At 61.5% G+C, this 20,334-nt stretch carries 14 protein-coding genes and 1 tRNA gene; 12 read left to right on the forward strand and 3 right to left on the reverse strand.

The features are described 5' to 3' along the window. Positions 1-287 precede the first annotated feature (287 nt). The 11 genes from GEV02_RS10065 (at position 288) to GEV02_RS10115 (ending at position 16,234) form a co-directional block, all read left to right on the forward strand. Positions 288-863 carry a hypothetical protein gene (locus GEV02_RS10065; protein ID WP_152837854.1) on the forward strand — a complete coding sequence of 192 codons (576 nt, stop codon included), beginning with the start codon at positions 288-290 and terminating at the stop codon, positions 861-863. A 189-nt stretch (positions 864-1,052) separates the two neighbouring features. After that, positions 1,053-3,278, forward strand: coding sequence for a TonB-dependent receptor plug domain-containing protein (locus GEV02_RS10070; RefSeq protein WP_152837855.1), 2,226 nt, complete (start codon positions 1,053-1,055; stop codon positions 3,276-3,278). Between the two features lie 55 nt (positions 3,279-3,333). Further along, positions 3,334-5,325 carry a M13 family metallopeptidase gene (locus GEV02_RS10075; RefSeq protein ID WP_152838071.1) on the forward strand — a complete coding sequence of 664 codons (1,992 nt, stop codon included), beginning with the start codon at positions 3,334-3,336 and terminating at the stop codon, positions 5,323-5,325. A gap of 192 nt (positions 5,326-5,517) precedes the next feature. After that, positions 5,518-7,533, forward strand: a complete 2,016-nt coding sequence (locus GEV02_RS10080; protein ID WP_174999061.1) for a M13 family metallopeptidase — start codon at positions 5,518-5,520, stop codon at positions 7,531-7,533. 88 nt (positions 7,534-7,621) lie between these two features. Beyond that, complete coding sequence (locus GEV02_RS10085; protein WP_328595773.1) at positions 7,622-9,688, forward strand: M13 family metallopeptidase; 2,067 nt, start codon at positions 7,622-7,624, stop codon at positions 9,686-9,688. A 95-nt stretch (positions 9,689-9,783) separates the two neighbouring features. Further along, positions 9,784-10,341: a hypothetical protein gene (locus tag GEV02_RS10090; RefSeq protein ID WP_152837857.1), complete on the forward strand. Its 558-nt coding sequence runs from the start codon at positions 9,784-9,786 to the stop codon at positions 10,339-10,341. 172 nt (positions 10,342-10,513) lie between these two features. Next, a complete protein-coding gene (locus GEV02_RS10095; protein ID WP_152837858.1) occupies positions 10,514-11,482 on the forward strand; it encodes an ABC transporter substrate-binding protein in 969 nt (322 codons plus the stop codon). A 12-nt stretch (positions 11,483-11,494) separates the two neighbouring features. Then, entirely contained in the window at positions 11,495-12,316 is an 822-nt protein-coding gene (locus GEV02_RS10100) for an ABC transporter permease (protein ID WP_152837859.1), read from the forward strand. A 1-nt stretch (position 12,317) separates the two neighbouring features. After that, a complete protein-coding gene (locus tag GEV02_RS10105; RefSeq protein ID WP_152837860.1) occupies positions 12,318-13,109 on the forward strand; it encodes an ABC transporter ATP-binding protein in 792 nt (263 codons plus the stop codon). Between the two features lie 22 nt (positions 13,110-13,131). Beyond that, positions 13,132-14,904, forward strand: a complete 1,773-nt coding sequence (locus tag GEV02_RS10110; RefSeq protein WP_152837861.1) for a sensor histidine kinase — start codon at positions 13,132-13,134, stop codon at positions 14,902-14,904. 1 nt (position 14,905) lies between these two features. Then, positions 14,906-16,234: a sigma-54-dependent transcriptional regulator gene (locus GEV02_RS10115; protein ID WP_328595774.1), complete on the forward strand. Its 1,329-nt coding sequence runs from the start codon at positions 14,906-14,908 to the stop codon at positions 16,232-16,234. Between the two features lie 55 nt (positions 16,235-16,289). Here GEV02_RS10115 and GEV02_RS10120 read toward each other — a convergent pair whose 3' ends face one another. After that, positions 16,290-16,847, reverse strand: a complete 558-nt coding sequence (locus tag GEV02_RS10120; protein WP_152837862.1) for a c-type cytochrome — start codon at positions 16,845-16,847, stop codon at positions 16,290-16,292. Positions 16,848-17,051: 204 nt separating this feature from the next. On the opposite strand from GEV02_RS10120, the gene GEV02_RS10125 reads away from it, so the two are divergent. After that, positions 17,052-17,127, forward strand: a tRNA-Arg gene (locus tag GEV02_RS10125). A 513-nt stretch (positions 17,128-17,640) separates the two neighbouring features. Here GEV02_RS10125 and GEV02_RS10130 read toward each other — a convergent pair. After that, on the reverse strand, positions 17,641-18,246 hold the full coding sequence (locus GEV02_RS10130) for an HAD family hydrolase (protein ID WP_152837863.1): 606 nt from the start codon (positions 18,244-18,246) through the stop codon (positions 17,641-17,643). A gap of 268 nt (positions 18,247-18,514) precedes the next feature. After that, positions 18,515-20,215, reverse strand: coding sequence for a hypothetical protein (locus GEV02_RS10135; protein ID WP_152837864.1), 1,701 nt, complete (start codon positions 20,213-20,215; stop codon positions 18,515-18,517). Between the last annotated feature and the right edge of the window lie 119 nt (positions 20,216-20,334).

The raw sequence follows: 20,334 nt of genomic DNA on the forward strand, positions 1-20,334 counted from the left end.
AAACCTGATTCCTGGCAAACGTAGTAGCCGTCGCGAAATGATTTATACCTTTACGAGAATTTACAACGCTTGCCGTTGACTTTTAAAGCACGCCAGCGCCCGCTTGCGAAGCGTCAAGTTTGCTGTTTTGTACTCAGTGTATCCCCCACGTTCACGTCCGTAAGCAATTGTAAGAAGTCCTGTAACGGCGGGGGGCGAGACCTAAACTGAACTCGTATTTCTCTCTACCCTGAAGTGGTTTTCGCCTGCGCCCCAAGCGCAGGCTTTTTTTTATCCATGGAGCCTACATGCGTATTAACTTCCGTTCCACGTTGCTGCGCATGAGCGCTGCATTGGCCCTGAGCGCCGCGCTGTCGCCGGCGTTTGCCCTGCCTGTCATGGAGATGCGCGCCGAAGACTTGCTGCCGATGGCGGCCGAGCTGAAAAAATCGCTGAACCTCAACGCCAACCAGCAAATCCTGTGGCAGCAGACCGAAAGCAAGACGCGCAACCTGCTGCGCGAGCGCCAGGCCCGCCGCGAACGCCTGCAGGCGGCCACGCTGGAAGCCACCAAGGGCGCCAGCGTCGAACTGCGCGACCTGGCCAAGGCGGTCGACGAGGAAACCACTGCCGCCGCCGGCGAAGAAAAGCTGCTGCGCGAATGGTGGCTGACCGTCAACGATGCCTTGAATGAAACGCAGCGCCAGACCGTGGTGCAGCTGGTCGGAGAACAGCTGCTGCGCGTGCCGGACAGCGGCGTCCACGGCGCCGCGCCGCACAAGCAGGAAGGCGGCGAACAGCAGCATCGCGGCGGACGCAAGAACGGCATGGGCGGCAGCGTCGGCGGACCCGGCGGCGCCAGCATCAGCCTGCCCGGCGGCTAACAGTCGTTCCCGCGCAGGCGGGAACCCATGCTGAGTATCCTGGCTGGCGAAGTATGGATTCCCGCTTTCGCGGGAATGACGGGCTGCGTTAAGGGTTGCCCTTAGCCGGGCGGGGCGCTGTGTATCGTAAAGTAAAAAACCGCCCGCTGATCAATTTGCGGGCAGGGCTGCCGGTAGAATATTCAGCCTATGAATAAACTGATCTCCTTTGCCTGCCTGGCCCTGTTGGGCGCCGCCGAAGTTCACGCACAAACCGATGCCGCACCTGTCACCGCGCCCGCCAAGCCGGCCCCCGGGCCGGACGGCAAACCGCTTCCCCAGGTGACCATCAGCGGCGGCCGCGCCGCCGACATGGACGAGCGCCGCAACTCGGTGGCGGGCAAGCAGGTCTATGGCCGCGAGGAGCTGGACCGCAACGGCGACAGCAACCTCGGCGATGTTCTCAAGCGCCTGCCGGGCGTCACCATCGGCGGCCGTCCGGGCCGCGGCGGCGATGTCCGCATGCGCGGCATGGGCAGCGGCTACACCCAGGTGCTGCTGAACGGCGAACGGCCGCCGGCCGGCTTTTCGATGGAGTCGCTGGCGCCCGACCAGGTCGAACGCGTCGAAGTGATGCGCGGCCCGATCGCCGAGCACAGCACGCGCGCCATCGCCGGCACCATCAACATCATCCTGCGCGACGGCTACCAGCAGAAAGATAACCAGCTCAAGTTCACCGACAGCATCGAGCAGGGCCGCCACGCGCCCAATCTGTCGCTGACGGTGCCGGGCAAGACCGGCAGCCTGACCTGGCTGCTGACCGGCTCGGTCTTCGAAAACCGCCAGCACGACCAGACCGAAACCCTCAACCGCGACACCCGCAGCGACGGCGTGGTGGTCAAGGACCAGAACGTTCTCGACGAGACCAAACGCAGCTCGCGCGGCATCCACCTGACGCCGCGCCTGTCGTACAAGTTCGACAATGGCGATACGCTGAACTTCCAGCCCTTCCTGATGGTCAACCGCAGCGACGGCGATGGCCGCAGCGACCTGACGCAGAACGCCGGCCTGGTGCCGGCCGCGCTGCTGCAAGCGCCCGAGTACAACCTGGCGCTGACCGGCACCCACTCGGAATCGACCTTTCTGCGCGGCTTCGGCAACTGGGTGCACAAGCTGCAGGGCGCGGCCAAGCTGGACGTCAAGTTCGGCTTCGGCAGCGGCCACAGCGACAGCGATTCGCTGCGCTATCAGTACGACAACAGCGGCAAGCTGCTGCAGCGCTACACCGACGATTCCACCGTGCGCGACCGCAGCGCCAGCACCGGCGGCAAGTACACCACGCCGATCGGCAAGGAACACGCGCTGGCGGCCGGCTGGGATATCGAGCTGGGCCACCGCGCCGAGACCAAGACCTCGCTGGACAAGGATGGCGTGTCGCAGTTCGGCGATTCCGGCAACGACCTGACCGCCGACACCCGCCGCCTGGCCGTGTTCGCGCAGGACGAGTGGGACATCAGCCAGCAGTGGTCCGGCTACGCCGGCCTGCGCTGGGAAGGCATACGCACCACCAGCACCCGCGCCGGCCAGGACATCAGCAATACCAGCAGCGTGCTGAGCCCGCTGCTGCACGGCGTCTACCGCATCCCCGGGCATGACAAGGACCAGATCCGCGCCAGCCTGACCAAGAGCTACAAGGCCGCCAACATCCAGGACTTGATCGCGCTGCCGGCGCTGTCGCGCCTGAACAGCGCCACCCGTCCCGACCGCACCGGCAATCCCGACCTGAAGCCCGAACTGGCGACCGGCCTGGACTTCGCCTACGAACACTACCTCGGCCGCAGCGGCATCATCACTGCCGGCGGCTTCATCCGCGACATCAAGGACTTGATCCGCCGCGAGCTGACCTTGCAGGACACGCCGACCGGCCAGCGCTGGGTGTCGACCCCGGGCAATATCGGCCACGCGCGCACCAAGGGCATCGAGCTGGAGGCCAAGTTCCAGCTGCAGGAATTGATGGCGGACGGCCCGGCGATCGACTTCCGCTCCAACTACAGCCGCTTCTGGTCCAGCGTGGACGGCATCCCCGGCCCCAACAACCGCCTCGACGCGCAACCGAAGCAGACCGCCAACGTCGGCCTGGACTACCGCCTGAAGCCGGTGCCGCTGACGCTGGGCGCCAGCCTCAACTGGACGCCGCAGACCATCATCCAGAGCAGCGCCGAGCAGGTGGTGTACACCAGCCGCAAGCGCTCGTTCGACGCCTACGGCCTGTGGAAGTTCGATGCGCGCCATCAAATCCGCATTTCTGCGAATAATCTGATGGCGGAAGACGCCCTCGGTAGTAATATCGTGACCGCCCGTGGCCTGGCACAATTGGCCGATACGACCAACCAGACGTACGTCGTCTGGAGCGTCAAATACGAAATGAAGTTTTAACCACAAGGGAACTGTAGTGAAACGATACTTGCTGAGCACGCTTGCTTTGAGCCTGATGACCGCCTACGCCGGCGCCGCCGATCCTGCCCCGGTCTCCGGCATCGACACCCAATACATCGACGCCAGCGTGCGTCCGCAAGACGATTTCTATCGCCACCTGAACGGCGAGTGGCTCAAGGTCACGCAAATCCCGGAAGACAAATCCAGCTGGGGCACCTTCGCCAAGCTGCGCGACGACGTGCTGCCGCAACTGCGCGGCATCATCGAAACGGCCGAGGCCGATAAAGCCCGCAAGGCCGGCAGCGATGCGCAAAAGATCGGCGACCTGTACGCCAGCTTCATGGACGAGAAAAAGCTGGAGACGCTGGGCGCCAAGCCGCTGGCGGGCGAACTCAACCGCATCCGCGCGATCAAGGACAAGAAAGCCTTCCCGATGCTGATCGCCCACTTGAGCGAACTCGGCGTGAGCACGCCGTACGGCGTTTACGTCAGCCAGGATGCGCGCGAATCGACCAGGTACGCGGTCGGCATTTCGCAAAGCGGCCTGGGCCTGCCGGACCGCGACTACTACCTGAAAAAAGACGACGCCAAGATGGTCGACACGCTGGCCAAGTACGAGGCGCATGTGGCCAAAATCCTGGCGCTGGGCGGCGACAAGCACGCCGCCGCCAGCGCCAAGGCCATCGTCGCGCTGGAAACCGCGCTGGCCGAGGCGCAGTGGACCAAGGTCGAGAACCGCGACCCGGTCAAGCGCTACAACAAGACCGAGATCGCCAAGCTGTCCGCGCTGGCACCGGGCTATGACTGGCAGCACGCGCTGGCCGCGGCCGGCGTGGCCAGCAAGGTCGACTACGTGATCGTCAACCAGCCGAGCTACCTGGCCGGCTTCAACGCCCAGCTGGAAAAGACCGACCTGGCGACCTGGAAATCCTACTTCGAATGGCAGCTGCTGCGCCGCGCCGCGCCATATCTGTCGAAAGATTTCGCCGATGCCAGCTTCGATTTCTACAGCACCGTGCTGACCGGTATCGAGGTCAAGCCGCCGCGCTGGAAATCGGCGGTGAGCCTGGTCGAAGGCAGCCTGGGCGAAGTGCTGGGCAAGCTGTACGTGGGCCAGTACTTCCCGCCGGAGCGCAAGGCCCGCATGGAAGAGCTGGTGAAGAACCTGCTGGCCTCGTACAAGACCAGCATCGACACGCTGGACTGGATGAGCCCGGAAACCAAGAAGGAAGCGCAAGCCAAGCTGGCCAAGTTCACGCCGAAGATCGGCTACCCGAACAAATGGCGCGACTACTCGTCGCTGGCCATCGTCCGCGGCGACCTGGCGGGCAACGTGCTGCGCGCCTCGGCGTTCGGCTACCAGCGCATGATCAACAAGCTGGGCAAGCCGATCGACCGCGAAGAGTGGGGCATGACGCCGCAGACCATCAACGCCTACTACAACCCGTCGATGAACGAGATCGTGTTCCCGGCCGCCATCCTGCAGCCGCCGTTCTTTGACGCCAAGGCCGACGACGCCGTCAACTATGGCGCCATCGGCGCGGTGATCGGCCACGAAATCAGCCACGGCTTCGACGACAAGGGCAGCCAGTCCGACGGCGACGGCAATCTGCGCGACTGGTGGAGCAAGGAAGACCGCGCCAACTTCAAGGCCAAGGCCGACGCGCTGACCAGGCAGTACGACGGCTACAGCCCGATCGAAGGCTACAACGTCAACGGTTCGCTGACGCTGGGCGAGAACATCGCCGACAACAGCGGCGTGGCGATCGCCTACAAGGCCTACAAGCTGTCGCTGGGCGGCAAGCAGGCGCCGGTCATCGACGGCCTGACGGGCGACCAGCGCTTCTACATGGGCTTTGCCCAGGTATGGCGCAGCAAGACGCGCGACAAGCAGCAGATCGTGCTGATCAAGACCGACCCGCACTCGCCGGGCCAGTTCCGCGCCAACGGCACCATGGTCAACCAGCCGGGCTTCTACGAAGCCTTCGGCGTGAAGCCGGGCGACAAGATGTATGTTGCGCCGGAACAGCGCGTCATCATCTGGTAAGCGCTTAACCACCGGGAAGAACGCAAAAAAAGGCCACCTCGCGTGGCCTTTTTGCTATTGTTCCGGGATAGTAACGACTGGGGTCAAGTCTGACATTTGGACACGGCCTCTTCCGTAGTAAGGACTTACAGCCGGGCTCGTGTCCAAATGTCAGACTTGACCCCATCATTGGAGAGAGACTTGAAAGTACATATGTTAAGCGCGCTGATGTTGGCGCTGCTGGCTTCGGCCGGTGTCCAGGCACAGCAAAAAACCTCGGGCGTCGACCTGGCCGAAATCAACGCCGCCGTCCGCCCGCAGGACGACTTCTTCCTCAATCTGAACGGCAAGTGGCTGGCCAAGACTGAAATCCCGGCCGACAAGTCGAGCTGGGGCTCGTTTGAAAAGCTGGACGACGACACCAAGCCGCAGCTGCGCGCCATCATCGAGACGGCCGCCGCCGATCCGAACAAGACGCCCGGCTCGGACGCCCAGCGCATCGGCGATTTCTTCGCCAGCTATATGGACGAAGCCAAACTGGAGCAGCTGGGCCTGAGCCCGCTGCGCGCCGAGCTGGACCGCGTGGCCGCGCTCAAGGACAAGAAAGACATCCCGGCCCTGATCGCCCACTTCAACCGCTACGGCGTGACCGCGCCCTACGGCTTCGCCATCCACCAGGACAACAAGGATTCGACCAAGTACGTGGCCGACATCGTCCAGGACGGCCTGAGCCTGCCCGACCGCGACTACTACCTGAAAAAGTCGGACAAGAAGATGGCCGACACGCTGGCCAAGTACGAGCAGCACGTGACCAAGATGCTGACCCTGGCCGGCAACGCCAACGCGGCGGCCGACGCCAGGGCCATCGTGGCGCTGGAGACCGAGCTGGCGAAAGTCCAGTGGACCAAGGTCGAGCTGCGCGACCCGGTCAAGGCCTACAACAAGGTGCCGTTGGATAAACTGTCGAAGCTGGCGCCCGGCTACGACTGGGCCACCTGGCTCAAGGACACCGGCATCGCCGGCAAGGTCGACTACGTCATCGTCAGCCAGCCCAGCTTCATCACCGGCTTCAACCAGGTGCTGAACAAGACGCCGCTGGCGACCTGGCAGGCGTGGTTCCGCTGGCAGGTGATCCACGCTAACGCGGCCTATCTGTCGAAAGATTTCGCGCAGGAGAACTTCGCCTTCTACGGCACCGTGCTCAGCGACATCAAGGAACAGCAGCCGCGCTGGAAACGCGCGGTCAACGCCACCGACGGCGCGCTGGGCGAGAGCCTGGGCAAGCTGTACGTGGCGCAGCATTTCCCGGCCGAACGCAAGGAACGCATGGAGGCGCTGGTGCAGAACCTGCTGGCGGCTTTCAAGCAAAGCATCACCACGCTGGACTGGATGGGCCCGGCCACCAAGGAACAGGCGCAGGCCAAGCTGGGCAAGTTCATGGTCAAGATCGGCTATCCGAACAAGTGGCGCGACTACTCGCCGCTGGTGGTGGCCAAGGATGATTTGGTCGGCAACATCCAGCGCTCGCGCGCGTTCGACTACGACAAGGAAGTGAACAAGCTCGGCAAGCCTATCGACCGCGACGAATGGGGCATGACGCCGCAAACCATTAACGCCTACTACAACCCGGAACTGAATGAGATCGTGTTCCCGGCCGCCATCCTGCAGCCGCCGTTCTTCAACGCCGACGCCGACGACGCCGTCAACTACGGCGCCATCGGCGCGGTGATCGGCCACGAGATCAGCCACGGCTTCGACGACCAGGGCGCCCAGTACGACGGCGACGGCAATCTGCGCGACTGGTGGACCAAGGCCGACCACAAGAACTTCGCCGCCAAGAGCAAGATGCTGGTCAAGCAATACAACGCCTTCAGTCCGGTCAAGGGCTACCACGTCAACGGCGAGCTGACCCTGGGCGAGAACATCGCCGACAACTCGGGCGCGGCGATCGCGCTCAAGGCGTACCGGATTTCGCTCAACGGCCAGCCGTCGCCGGTGATCGACGGCCTGACCGGCGAGCAGCGCTTCTACATGGGCTTCGGCCAGGTGTGGCGCAGCAAGATCCGCGACGCCCAGCAAATCGTTTACCTTAAATCCGACCCGCACTCGCCGGACCAGTTCCGCGCCAACGGCACGGTGCGCAATCAGCCGGGTTTTTACAACGCTTTTGGCGTAAAACCGGGCGACAAGATGTATCTGGCGCCAAAAGACCGCGTCATCATGTGGTAACACTTTATGCGGTGGCGGCCCTGTGATATAAAGCGCAACAGGGCCAAACATCGTGGATTGGCCTTTATACAATCAAGAGGATATTTTCGTGAAACGTCATCTCGTAAGTGCATTGACCCTGAGCCTGATCGCAGGCCTGGCGGGCGCCGCCGACAGCACCACAAGTGCAGCTCCGGCCAGCGCCCAAGTAGCAAGTGGCAAGCTGGTTTCCGGCATTGCGGTGGAATACATCGATCCGGCGGTACGCGCGCAGGACGACCTGTTCATCCACATGAACGGCAAATGGCTGGCCACGACCGAAATCCCGGCTGACAAAGCGAGCTGGGGCTCGTTTGCCAAGCTGCGCGACGACATCCAGCCGCAGCTGCGCGCCATCATCGAAGGCGCCGCCGCCAACAAGGCCGGCGGCCCTGAAGCCCAGCGCATCGGCGACTTCTACAGCAGCTTCATGGACGAAGCCAAGCTGGAACAGCTGGGCCTGACCCCGCTGAACGCGGAACTGGCCAAGATCGCCGCCGTGTCGAACAAGAAGCAGCTGCCGGCGCTGATCTCGCACCTGAACAAGATCGGTGTGACCGCGCCTTACGGCTACGGCATCCACCAGGACAACAAGGATTCGACCAAATATGTGGTCGATTTCGGCCAGGATGGTCTGGGTCTGCCTGACCGCGACTACTACCTGAAAGCCGACGACAAGAAAATGGCCGACGCGCTGGCCAAGTACGAACTGCACATCACCAAGATCCTGACGCTGGCAGGCGACGCCAAGGCTGAAGCCAACGCGCGCGCCATCGTGGCGTTCGAAAAAGAGCTGGCCAAGATCCAGTGGACCAAGGTCGAACTGCGCGACCCGGTCAAGGCCTACAACAAGGTCGACATCGCCAAGCTGGGCAAGGTTGCGCCGGGCTACGACTGGAACGCCTACCTGGCTGACGCCGGCATCGCCGGCAAGGTCAAATACGTGATCGTCGGCCAGCCTAGCTACCTGAAGGGCATGACCGCGCTGCTGGCCAAGACCGATCTGGACACGCTGAAATCCTACTTCCGCTGGCATCTGCTGCGTTCGGGCGCGCCTTACCTGAACAAATCGTACGTCGATGAAAACTTCGCCTTCTACGGCACCGTGCTGAGCGGCGTTACCGAACAGCGTCCACGCTGGAAGCGCGGCGTTTCCGTCACCGAAGGCGCGCTGGGCGAAGCAGTCGGCAAGATCTACGTCGAGCAAAACTTCCCGGCCGAGCGCAAGGCGCGCATGCAGGTGCTGGTCAACAATCTGCTGGCTTCGTACAAGACCAGCATCGACCAGCTGGACTGGATGAGCCCAGTCACCAAGAAACAGGCGCAAGAGAAGCTGGCCAAGTTCACCACCAAGATCGCGTACCCGAACCACTGGCGCGATTACTCCAAGCTGGTTGTTTCCAAGGACGACCTGGTTGGCAACGTGATCCGTTCGCGCGAGTTCGAGTACAACAAGGAACTGGCCAAGCTGGGCAAGCCGATCGACCGCGAAGAGTGGGGCATGACGCCGCAAACCGTCAACGCCTACTACAACCCGGAGATGAACGAGATCGTGTTCCCGGCATCGATCCTGCAAGCACCGTTCTTCAATGCTGATGCGGACGACGCGGTCAACTACGGCGCCATCGGCGGCGTGATCGGCCACGAAATCAGCCACGGCTTCGACGACCAGGGCGCGCAGTACGACGGCGACGGCAATCTGCGTGACTGGTGGACCGCTGCGGACCACAAGAACTTCGCGGCCAAGACCAAGATGCTGGTGGAGCAGTACAACCAGTTCAGCCCGCTGCCTGGCTACCACGTCAACGGCGAGCTGACCCTGGGCGAGAACATTGCCGACAACAGCGGCATCGCGATTGCGTACAAGGCGTACAAGCTGTCGCTGGGCGGCAAGGAAGCCCCTGTCATCGACGGCCTGACCGGCGACCAGCGCTTCTACATGGGCTTTGCGCAGGTATGGCGTTTGAAGATGCGCGAAGCGCAGCAGATCGTTCAGATCAAGACCGATCCGCACTCGCCAGGCCAGTTCCGCGCGAACGGCCCGATGCGCAACCAGCCAGGCTTCTACGACGCCTTCAACGTGAAGCCGGGCGACAAGATGTACCTGGAACCAAAAGACCGCGTCATCATGTGGTAATCACCACGTAGCGCAAGCAAAGGGCCGCAGCGATGCGGCCCTTTTTCATTTCAGAGTAAACTACGGACTTCGATTTATAAAAAACCGGTACCCTCATGCGCTTGCGTTATTCCGCACTCATTGTTTTGCCCCTGCTGCTGGCCGCTTGCGGCGATTCGTTCAAGCCTGTCGATGTCTACATGGCCAAGACGCCGGAGTGCTCCGCCTGGCAGGATGGCTCGCGCTATGAGCTGCCGCGTGGGATCAGCGTGTCAACCACGCCGCCGGTGACGCTGCCGGACGGCGGCGCCGAGTTCACCTTCGTCTACCTGGTGCCGCGCGGTGAGCGCGCCCTGTTCCTCTCCCGCGAATACCACGTCACCGCGCCCAAGGGCGCTGTACTGGCCAAGGCCGAACTGGTCAGCTTCTACCAGCGCGCCACCAACTCGCGGCCGGAGATCGTCGACGTGATCCCCAAGGTGCCGGACATGCTGGTCGCCGGCGCCACCAGCGATGATACGATCTGGCGCGTGCGCCTGCGCGTGAAGGAAAAACTGCCCGAGCGTTTCGACGTCGTCCCGCCCGCTTTCGAGATCGCGCTGACCAAGTACCCGATGCGCACCTTCACCTACCGCTACTTCGCCGACCGCAAGACCTTCGGCCTGTGCAGCTAAATCCAAGCTTGGCGGATTTCCGCATAAGCAGTATCCGGTTCATGCGGTTTTCCGCCTGAACCGCACCGCGCTTTTTTCACGCCTCCTTACAAATCAAGGACTTGAACCGCAGCCCGTGCTTGGCACGGAAGCTGCAATGTCTCCGGTAACTACAACCACAAAGGAGACACGCATGTCCAAGTTCCGTCTGTTATCGCTGGCCCTCGCTCTGGCCGCCGCTTCGGGTGCGCAAGCGCAGGAAGTGGTCCGCCTCGGCAACCTCAAATTCGCCCATTACGGCGCCGTCTCGTACATCAAGGAAATCGCGCCCAAGTGCGGCATCAAGGTGGAAGAGCACGTCTTCGCCAAAGGCCCGGACGTGATGCAGGCCATCCTGGCCGGCGAGCTTGACGTCGGCGCCACCGCTTCCGAGGCCGCCATCTCCGGCCGCGCCAACGGTGCGCCTATCTACGTGGTGGCCGGCTTCGCCAAGGGCGGCGCGCGCCTGGTCGCTCGTCCCGACAGCAACATCAAGTCCATCAAGGATTTGAAGGGCAAGCGCGTCGGCGTCACGCGCGGCGGCATCCATGAGGTGCTGCTGATCGCCGAACTGGCCCAGGCCGGCCTGACCGCCTCCGACCAGCCGGGCAAGGACGTGCAACTGGTGTTCCTGGCGTTCGCCGACCTCAACCAGGCGCTGATGGGCAAGAACCTCGACGCCATCATGCAGAGCGAACCGCAATCCTCGCAAGCCATCAACAAAGGCTACGGCGTGGAAGTGATGAAGCCCTACGACACGCCGATCGGCGCGCCGGTGCGCACCATGGTGATGAGCGAGAAGTTCTACAAGGAACACCGCGCCACCGCCGCCAAGTTCATGAACTGCTTCGTGCAGGCCACCAAGCTGTTCATCGACAACAAGCCGGTCGCCGAGAAATACGTGCGTGAAGTGATCTTCAAGAACCAGATCACCAAGGACGATTTCGACGACGCCATCAGCAACTCGCCGTACAGCTACGACATCAGCCCCGAGCACATCCAGATCACCACGGACGTGATGGCCAAGCACGGCACGGGCAAGATGCGCGCCGCACCGGTGGCCAAGGACTGGGTCAAGACCGACCTGCTGGAAGCGGCCAAGAAAAGCCTCAGCATTCAATAACGGAGACCCACCATGAGCAAGCAAGACTGGCGGCAAGCCGCCTCGGGCGCGGTTGTGCCCATCGTTATCATCGCCTTCTGGCAAGCCAGCGCCATGCTGGGCTGGATCAATCCGCAAGTGCTGCCGTCGCCGTTCGCGGTGGTGCACAAGTGGATCGAATACCTGCTGCCGCTGACCGCTTACGATCCGGCCGCGCAATCGTGGCTGAGCTGGGCGCTGTCCGGCGAACTGCTGGGCGACACCTTCAGCAGCATGTACCGCGTGATTGTCGGCTTCGCCATCGGCGCGGGACTGGCGCTGCCGCTGGGCTTGCTGATGGGATCGAGCCAGCGCATGTACGCCTGGTTCAATCCGCTGATGCAGGTGCTGCGGCCGATTCCGCCTATCGCCTACATTCCGCTGGCCATACTGTGGTTCGGCCTGGGCAATGCGCCGGCCGTGTTCCTGATCGCGCTGGGGGCGTTCTTCCCGGTGCTGGTCAACACCATCGCCGGCGTGCGCCAGGTGGACGGCATCTACATCCGCGCCGCCCGCAACCTCGGCGTCAGCCAGCGCACCATGTTTGTCCGCGTGATGCTGCCGGCCGCCGTGCCCTACATCCTGTCCGGCGTGCGCATCGGTATCGGCACCGCCTTCATCGTGGTCATCGTCTCCGAGATGATCGCCGTGAACAACGGCCTCGGCTTCCGCATCCTCGAAGCGCGCGAATACTTCTGGTCCGACAAAATCATCGCCGGCATGATCAGCATCGGCCTGCTGGGCCTGATCATCGACGTCGGCATGAACAAACTGAACAATCATTTGCTGCGCTGGCACCGCGGCCTGGAGAATTAAGATGACCCATATCGAAGTCAAAGCCGTCAACAAGGTCTTCAAGACCGACAGCCGCGAAGTGATCGCCCTCAAGGACATCAACCTCGACATCCCGCAAGGCCAGTTCGTCTGCCTGCTCGGGCCTTCCGGCTGCGGCAAGTCCACGCTGCTGAACGCGATTGCCGGCTTCTCGCTGCCATCGTCCGGCACCATCACGGCCGACCGCAAGCTCGTCACCGGCCCCGGCCCGGAACGCGGCATGGTGTTCCAGGAGTACGCACTATTCCCCTGGATGACGGTGGAAAAGAACATCGCCTTCGGCCTGGAAATCAAGGGCATGCCGCAAGCCGAGATCGCGGCCAAGGTCGACCAGCTGCTGGGCATGCTGTCGCTGAGCGACTTCAAGCACCGCTTCCCGAAAGACCTGTCCGGCGGCATGCGCCAGCGCGTCGCCATCGCCCGCGTGCTGGCGCTGGACTCGCCGATCATGCTGATGGATGAACCCTTCGGCGCGCTGGACGCGCTGACCCGCCGCAACCTGCAAGACGAGCTGCTGCGCATCTGGGCCGAGCTGAAGAAAACCATCATCTTCGTCACGCACAGCATCGAAGAGGCGATCTACCTGGCCGACCGCATCGTCGTCATGACTTACCGTCCCGGCACAGTCAAGCGCGACCTGATGGTGGACTTGCCGCGCCTGCGCGATCCGTCCGCTGCCGAGTTCAACGCCCTCAAGCGCGAGCTGGGCCAGCTGGTGATGGAAGAGCAGCAGCGCCATCACAACGACGAGATGCGCATGGCGGCGGTGGACTGAGCAGGTGCAGTAGAATCTGCGTATGCGCGCCCAAAAAAACCTGCTGCTGTTCGCCTTCACGTTCGCATGCGCGTTGGGCGTGATTGCCGGCTCCTACCTGGCCGGCACCTGGCGCGCGCGCGAAGAGCTACGGCAGCAGGGCCAGCGCCAACTGCAACTGATGGCGCCGGATCTGCAAACGCTGCTGCAAAAATATGAAACCCTGCCTTTCGTGCTGGGCTTTCAGCCCGACCTGATCGAAGCGCTGGCGCATCCGTCCGATGCGCCGGCGATCACCCGACTCAACAGCACGCTGCAAACCATCCAGCAGCAGGCCAAGGTCGGCGCGATCTACGTGATGGACCGCGACGGCCTGACCATAGGCGCCAGCAACTGGGACCAGCCGCTGGGCTTCGTCGGCAAGAACTTTTCCTACCGGCCTTACTTCGACGCCGCGCTGCACGGCAGGGCGGGGCGCTTCTACGGCATCGGCACCAGCACCAGCGAGGCCGGCTACTTCATCGCCCAGCCGGTGTACCGCAACGGCACGGCGGGCGGCCCTGTCACCGGTGTGGTCGCCGTCAAGATCAGCCTGGCCGATTTCGAACGCACCTGGCGCAGCAGCGACGACACCATCGCGCTGGCCGACAGCAGTGGCGTGATCTTCCTTAGCAACCGCCCGGACTGGATCTACCGCAGCCTGCACGCGCTGGACGCCGCCACTGAACGCCAGCTGGCGCACACCCAGCAATACACGGGACAGAAGATCACGCCGCTGAGCGGACGTGCCGACCTGTTCGTCACGCAATCGGTCGGCCAGCTAGGCTGGCAGTTGATGCTGTTTCCCGGCCAGTCGCGTGTGCTGCGCACCGGCGCGCAATGGGGCGCCGCCGCCGTGCTGCTGCTGGCCTGTGCCGCCGTGTCGAGCTGGGCGCTGCACCAGCGTCGTCGCCGACTGGAAGAACGCATGGCCTCGGCCGCTGCGCTGCGACAGGCCGCCGCCGAGCTGGACGACAAAATCGTCGAACGCACGCAGCAACTGCGCACCACCAACCAGCATCTGGAAAGCAAATACGCCAAGCTGCAGGAAACCGAACACCTGCTGCGCTCCACGCAGAACGAGCTGGTCCAGGCGGGCAAGCTGGCGATGCTGGGGCAGATGGCGGCAGGCATCACCCATGAACTGAACCAGCCGCTGGCCGCAATCCGCGCCTTCGCCGACAACGCCCGCGTGTTCCTGGAGCGCGGGCAGGGCGAGCAGGTCGCGGGCAACCTCGGCCACATCAGCGAGGCCAGCGCGCGCATGGGTGCCATCATCGGCCAGCTGAAGGGCTTTGCGCGCAAGGATGAAACGGTGGCGACGGTCCACCTGGCGGCGTCGGTGCGGGCCTCGGCGTTTTTGCTGGAGAGCGAATTCCGCCGCCACGCCGTCGCGCTGGAGATCGCCGCGTCCGACGGTCTCAAAGTGACGGGCGATAGCGTGCGTATTGAACAAGTGCTGATCAACCTGCTGCGCAACGCGCTCGACGCGGTGGAGACGGCCGAGCGGCGCACGGTCGTCATCGGCCTGGAGCGCGATGGCGCTTGCGCGCTGGTCAGCATCAGCGACAGCGGCGCCGGCATACCGGAGCAGGTGGTGGCGCATCTGTTCGAGCCGTTCTTCACCACCAAGCCGTCCGGCAAGGGATTGGGACTGGGGTTGGCGATCTCGTCGTCCATCGTGCAGGCCATGAACGGCCAATTGACGGCGCATAATCAAGCCGGCGGCGGCGCGCGCTTCGAGCTGCGCCTGCCGCTGCAAACCGAGGGAGCATAAAGTGCAGGCTATTTTGATCGAAGACGAAGCCGCGCTGCGCCTGGCCACCAGCCAGACGCTGGAACTGGGCGGCTTCAGCGTGCAGGCCTGCGCCAGCGCCGAGGAAGCGCAGGCGCTGCTGCGCGCCGACTATCCCGGCGTCATCGTCACCGACGTGCGGCTGCCGGGCCGCTCCGGCCTGGAGCTGCTGGCGCAGGCCGCCGCGATGGATGCGGAGTTGCCGGTGATCGTAGTCACCGGCCATGGCGATGTCGAGATGGCGGTGGCCGCGATGCGCAGCGGCGCCTACGACTTCATCGAAAAACCCTTCGCCGCCGAGCGCCTGCTGGACGCGGTGAAGCGTGCGCAGGAACGCCGCCGGCTGGTGCTGGAAAACCGTCAACTGCGCACCGCCCGCGCCCAGCATCCCGATGTGCCGGACCTGGTCGGCCGCTCGGCCGCCATCGAGCAGTTGAAAGTCCTGATACGCAACATCGCTCCGGCCGGCGTGGACGTGCTGATCAACGGCCAGACCGGCACCGGCAAGGAAGTGGCCGCGCGCCTGCTGCACGCGGCCAGCGGCCGCAAGGGCAACTTCGTCGCCATCAACTGCGGCGCGCTGCCGGAGTCGGTGTTCGAAAGCGAAATCTTCGGCCACGAGGCGGGCGCCTTCACCGGCGCGCAGAAGCGCCGCATAGGCAAGCTGGAGTACGCGCAGGGCGGCACCGTCTTCCTCGACGAGATCGAAAGCATGCCGATGGCCTTGCAGGTCAAATTGCTGCGCGTGCTGCAAGAGCGGCGGGTGGAAAGATTGGGCGCCAATGAGACGGTCGCGCTCGATTGCACGGTGGTCGCCGCGACCAAACTTGATCTATTACAGTTGAGCGCGCAGGGCCAGTTCCGCGAAGACCTGTATTACCGCCTCAGCGTGGTCAGCATCGACCTGCCGCGCCTGCGCGACCGCCGCGACGACATCCCGCTGCTGCTGGCCCACTTCGCCGCCGACGCGGCGGCCCGCTACCATCGTCCGCTGCCGGCATGGAGCGCGCAGCAGATGGCGCAATGGCAGGCGGCTGAGTGGCCGGGCAATGTGCGCGAACTGCGCAACTTCGCCGAGCGGCTGGTGCTGGGCATAGCCGCCACCGCTGTGGTTGCCGTGCCGGCGCCGGCGGCTGAGGGCGGGGTGCTGTCGCTGCCGCAGCAGGTCGACCATCACGAGCGTGAGCTGATCGTTCAGGCGCTGTCCTCCGTCGATGGCAACGTCGCGCTGGCGGCGGACAACCTGATGGTGCCGCGCAAAACCCTCTACGACAAGCTGAAGAAATACCAGATCGCCGCCGGCCGCAAATAGTCCGGGCGTAAAAAAACCGGCCGCTGGGGGCCGGTTCTTCTGCAAAGGCGGGCGCTTACTTGGCTGGCGCCGAAGCTTCTGGCGCGGCTGCTGCGGCCTTCGGGGCCGGAGCTTCAGGTTCCTTGAACTTGGCGCCTGCCTTGTTGGCCATGTAGACCACGGCGCGGGCGACTTCGACATCGTCCAGATCCGGGTTGCCGCCTTTGGCCGGCATGGCGCGCAGGCCTTCGATGGCGTGCTTGATGACGGTATCGTAGCCCTGGGCGATGCGGGCGCTCCAGGCGCCGCTGTCGCCGAACTTCGGCGCACCGGCGACGCCGGCGCCGTGGCAGGCTGCGCAGGTCGAGGTGTAGATGGCTTCGCCGGTTTGCAGCACTTTCGGCGCGTTCGAGTCTTTCAGGGTAAAGCCGGCGTCGGCGACGGGAGCGATACGGGTGGCGATTTCTTCAGCGGCCTGGCTGTTGGAGCCGGCGCCGGTCAATTTGTCTGCGGTCACGAACTGCACCAGCAGGATGATACCGATTACTGTGACTCCAAAGAAGCCGATAACGGCAGCAACAAGCTGCTTGGGCGTTCTGATGGCGGATTCGTGTTCGTTATGTGCGTCGCTCATGATTTCCTTAACAGACTAATTTCGAAGCCGGGTGGCGTGAGAAGAAATGGATCAACCAGCTGCCTTGCAAAACCTTCACCAAACGGGCGATTATAGACTCAAAAATGCCTGCATGGAAACGCAAAGATGCTCAAAACGACACTTTCCATGGACGGCCCTCGATAAAAACGGTATCCTACGGCACACTTCAGAAATTCCCCCAGCGCGGCTGTAGCTCAGTGGATAGAGTATTGGCCTCCGAAGCCAAGGGTCGTGGGTTCGATCCCCGCCAGCCGCACCAAAATTCCCCAAGTAAATCAATGAGTTTTGTGCCTAGACCCATAACCAGGCCTTTTGGCAAAGTTATGCGTCCGTTTTGCTGTGGCAAAGATATGCGTCCGAAGTTTAGCGACGACGATAGGGCGGGTTTTGCCGGATTACTACCGCTACTGCCCTCAAGGTATTCGTTTGCTCGAAGAGTTGACTTATTGCTGAGCAGTCTGGAAACGATATGAGCATGGGCGGTGCATCGATATCTCGTCGAGGGGCAGAAATAGCCTTGAAGTGACTATTTAGGGATGCAGATTCTGGAAGGGCCGAATACCTTTAGAGGTCCACCTAGGTCGGATACCGGCTTGGCGTCTAGCGCGAAACGCAGCGTCACAATCCCGTTACTTGAAGTGGGCTGTGGGGCTGCAGGCAGTCGCTGCGCGCTGCGTTGTGCCAGTCTATCCGCAGCCCGTTTCTTGTATTCGGCGACCATGCATGCTTCGTGCTCGTTCTGGGTCATCGCACCTCCTAATACAATTAGTTGTTACGATTTCAATCTTCCCAGCCACCAATCAGCAAACTTTAACAAGTCGCTATGTCGCGAGTCTACCCTAGTGAATTTCTCTTCAATGTTGGGGCTTCCATTTGCTTCTCGCAAGATCAACGCAGCGTGAATAGACGGGGAAATATTGCGGAGATATGGCAAGTAGTCGTCGACAAAAGCAATTGGCATAAGCTGCCGCAAGGCCTGAGCTTTCGGACTCACGTCGCCAACAGTGCTGGCGGTTGTGACAACTCGCTCAATCGGGAACCCATGGTCGCGAAGATTTTGTAGCCTCGCTTTTTGAAATCGCTCGTCCAGGGCGGTCACGCAAACCAGCTCGTAGCCGGCGTCAGAGAGGTTTTTGCAAGCGTCTTTTGCTCCACTAATAGCGGGAACAGTGCGCCAAAATTCATGATCAAAATACGAGCGGAAATGACGAAGGTCTTCACCATCTAGCCAGTGAACATCCCAACGATCGATCGGCCAATATGCGTCAGGATCCTTTAGGGCTGGGAGTGAGCCAAACGCTTTATGCCAGGCTGTGCGATATGCCGAGTGGAAGTCCAGCAAGACGCCATCGCCATCGAGACAAATGATCGGTTTCATGGTAGCCCCATTTTACGCTGCTATTTGGGACCGTGATCTATTGTCGGAGGCGGGGCCTCACGAGCCAGTCCCGCTGTCGTGCGGGTTCGATGTAGCGATGCCATCCTGTACGAACTCAAGCTCTGGCCGGCGTTACTGTAGCCGACTACAGCCTCACGTTCGATGAGTGGTAACTTCCATCCCATCACTGTCGGCACCCCCAATCAAGAAGTTGCCTTGACTCAGGACCAAGCCACGCAAAGCACGCTCGGAGGGCGAGTTGTGTATCTCACGCTTTCGCTGCTACAAAATCTACGATGAGTTCACACCCTTCGGCCGGGCAGATTTTGAAGTCGTAAGAGTGTCCTGGCTCAATTTTCCCTGCTCGACCAAGTTTCTTTATCGTGGCCGACGTGTATGTACGCCTGACTCGAGGACGCTCAATCTTCTGTCCGAATAGGATGAGCGGAGCCAAATACTCAATGTCGAATTGAATTACGTGGGGGATCAAGCACATGCGGTCAATTTCTTCGGGTTTCGCTCCGGGAAAAATTGAAATCTTGATCGTGGCTGTCGCCACCTTTTTTCCTCTAAGCCCCTTTTGGGAGAAGAGTGTGCGGTAAATTTCTTCGGCGAATTGGATTTCTTTTGCAGTAGCAGAAAATTTCTCATCGAAATCCACGTCGAATCCCAGCAATTCGAGTATTGCCCGGGCGTTTCGGATGTAGCGAAACAGCCAGTAGAACTTGCCGAATTCCGGATTGCTGGCGTTGAATGATCCACTGGCGGAAATCGCGGTCATTCCTTCGATTTCAATGTGCGTCAGAAGTCTGTCACCTCTTTGCATGGCTTCGTAGAATTCGTAGACCTTATTGAAATAAGGAAGGGACCGAAGTGGGCGCCCATACCAAGACGTAAGTTCAACAGTCGCGTTCACGGAGCAGGATTTTTTCGCGCCTGAAACAATGGGACAAGTTAGTGTGAAAACTATAATTCCACCAAATGCATTCCCGCGGAACGTAACTGACTCTGCTCCCCCGACCAGTTCTCCGTGTATGTCATCGACACGAAGAGGGCTGTTTTTTCCTGTGGTCTCGAAAACGCATTTAAGCACCGCAGCTTTTCGTGCATGGGTGCTAAGGACTAATTTTCCTGCTGAGCTTTCGTTGTGTTCAAAAAGGGGCGAGCCCTCGAATTTGACGGCGTCGGCATCGATTTCCAAATCTTTACCGTGTTTTATGAGATCGGAATATTTCTTCTTGAATTCGGCGCCGAAGTCGGGTTTTACTCCAAAAGACATGCTAACCGGCAGCCTCGGGTTGAACGTATAAGATGTGGACCCCGCTTGATATTGAACATCAACTGAAAACCTGGGATCGAGCTTCTCCATGGCCTCCGCTGTCAGCTTTCCGATGCGCGATACAGCATCGGAAAGTCCGATCTTCTTCAGACGTCCGAATGCAAGATCTTCCAACGCGGAATAGTCTTGTCTCGACAATGGAGGCTTGCCAAACTCCTCTTCGGCATGCTCTTCCGCCTTCTGTTTCCATTCGTTCAGGAGGCGGATGTGATAACGGTCGGCATCCCTATCGATTTTGGTCGCGCAATTTGAACAGAGCCAAATGGCGTTGTCGATGCCCGCTCTTTGATCCGGCGTGATTTCGTCGTCATAACGAGGGCCACCTCGTGCCGCCGCCGTGATATGAGCTGCGATGCCAACGTTGTTCGCTTTGTCGACCTTAACCGTCGGCCCTGAGGTGGGTACGCGGCAATCTGGATTCGAACATTTGGCGTTGACGCGCCGCTCTAGCGTCTTAATGATCGCACTGGAAAAATTGTCCCGGCCCGTTTTTTTCATGTTGGTACTTGATTGTGTGGGCTTGATTTTTGGTACCGCCGTACCGGAAACGATGACAACGATCAGGGATTCAACAGGATGCTGCTGCTTGCCCCGTCTACATAGCCATCCGCCGTGCCTGCCTTTGCACATTAGTAGTTTTTGGTCTTGTAGTCCGCGTCCTTTAAGTCTGGCCTCCAATCTGCACCGAGGTAATGATCAGCTGGTTGGTCACATTGTACATATGATTTTTGATACAACCAGTATCTCAA

The sequence above is a fragment of the Rugamonas aquatica genome, from assembly GCF_009380215.1.
GTDB classification, from domain to species: Bacteria; Pseudomonadota; Gammaproteobacteria; order Burkholderiales; family Burkholderiaceae_D; genus Rugamonas; species Rugamonas aquatica_B.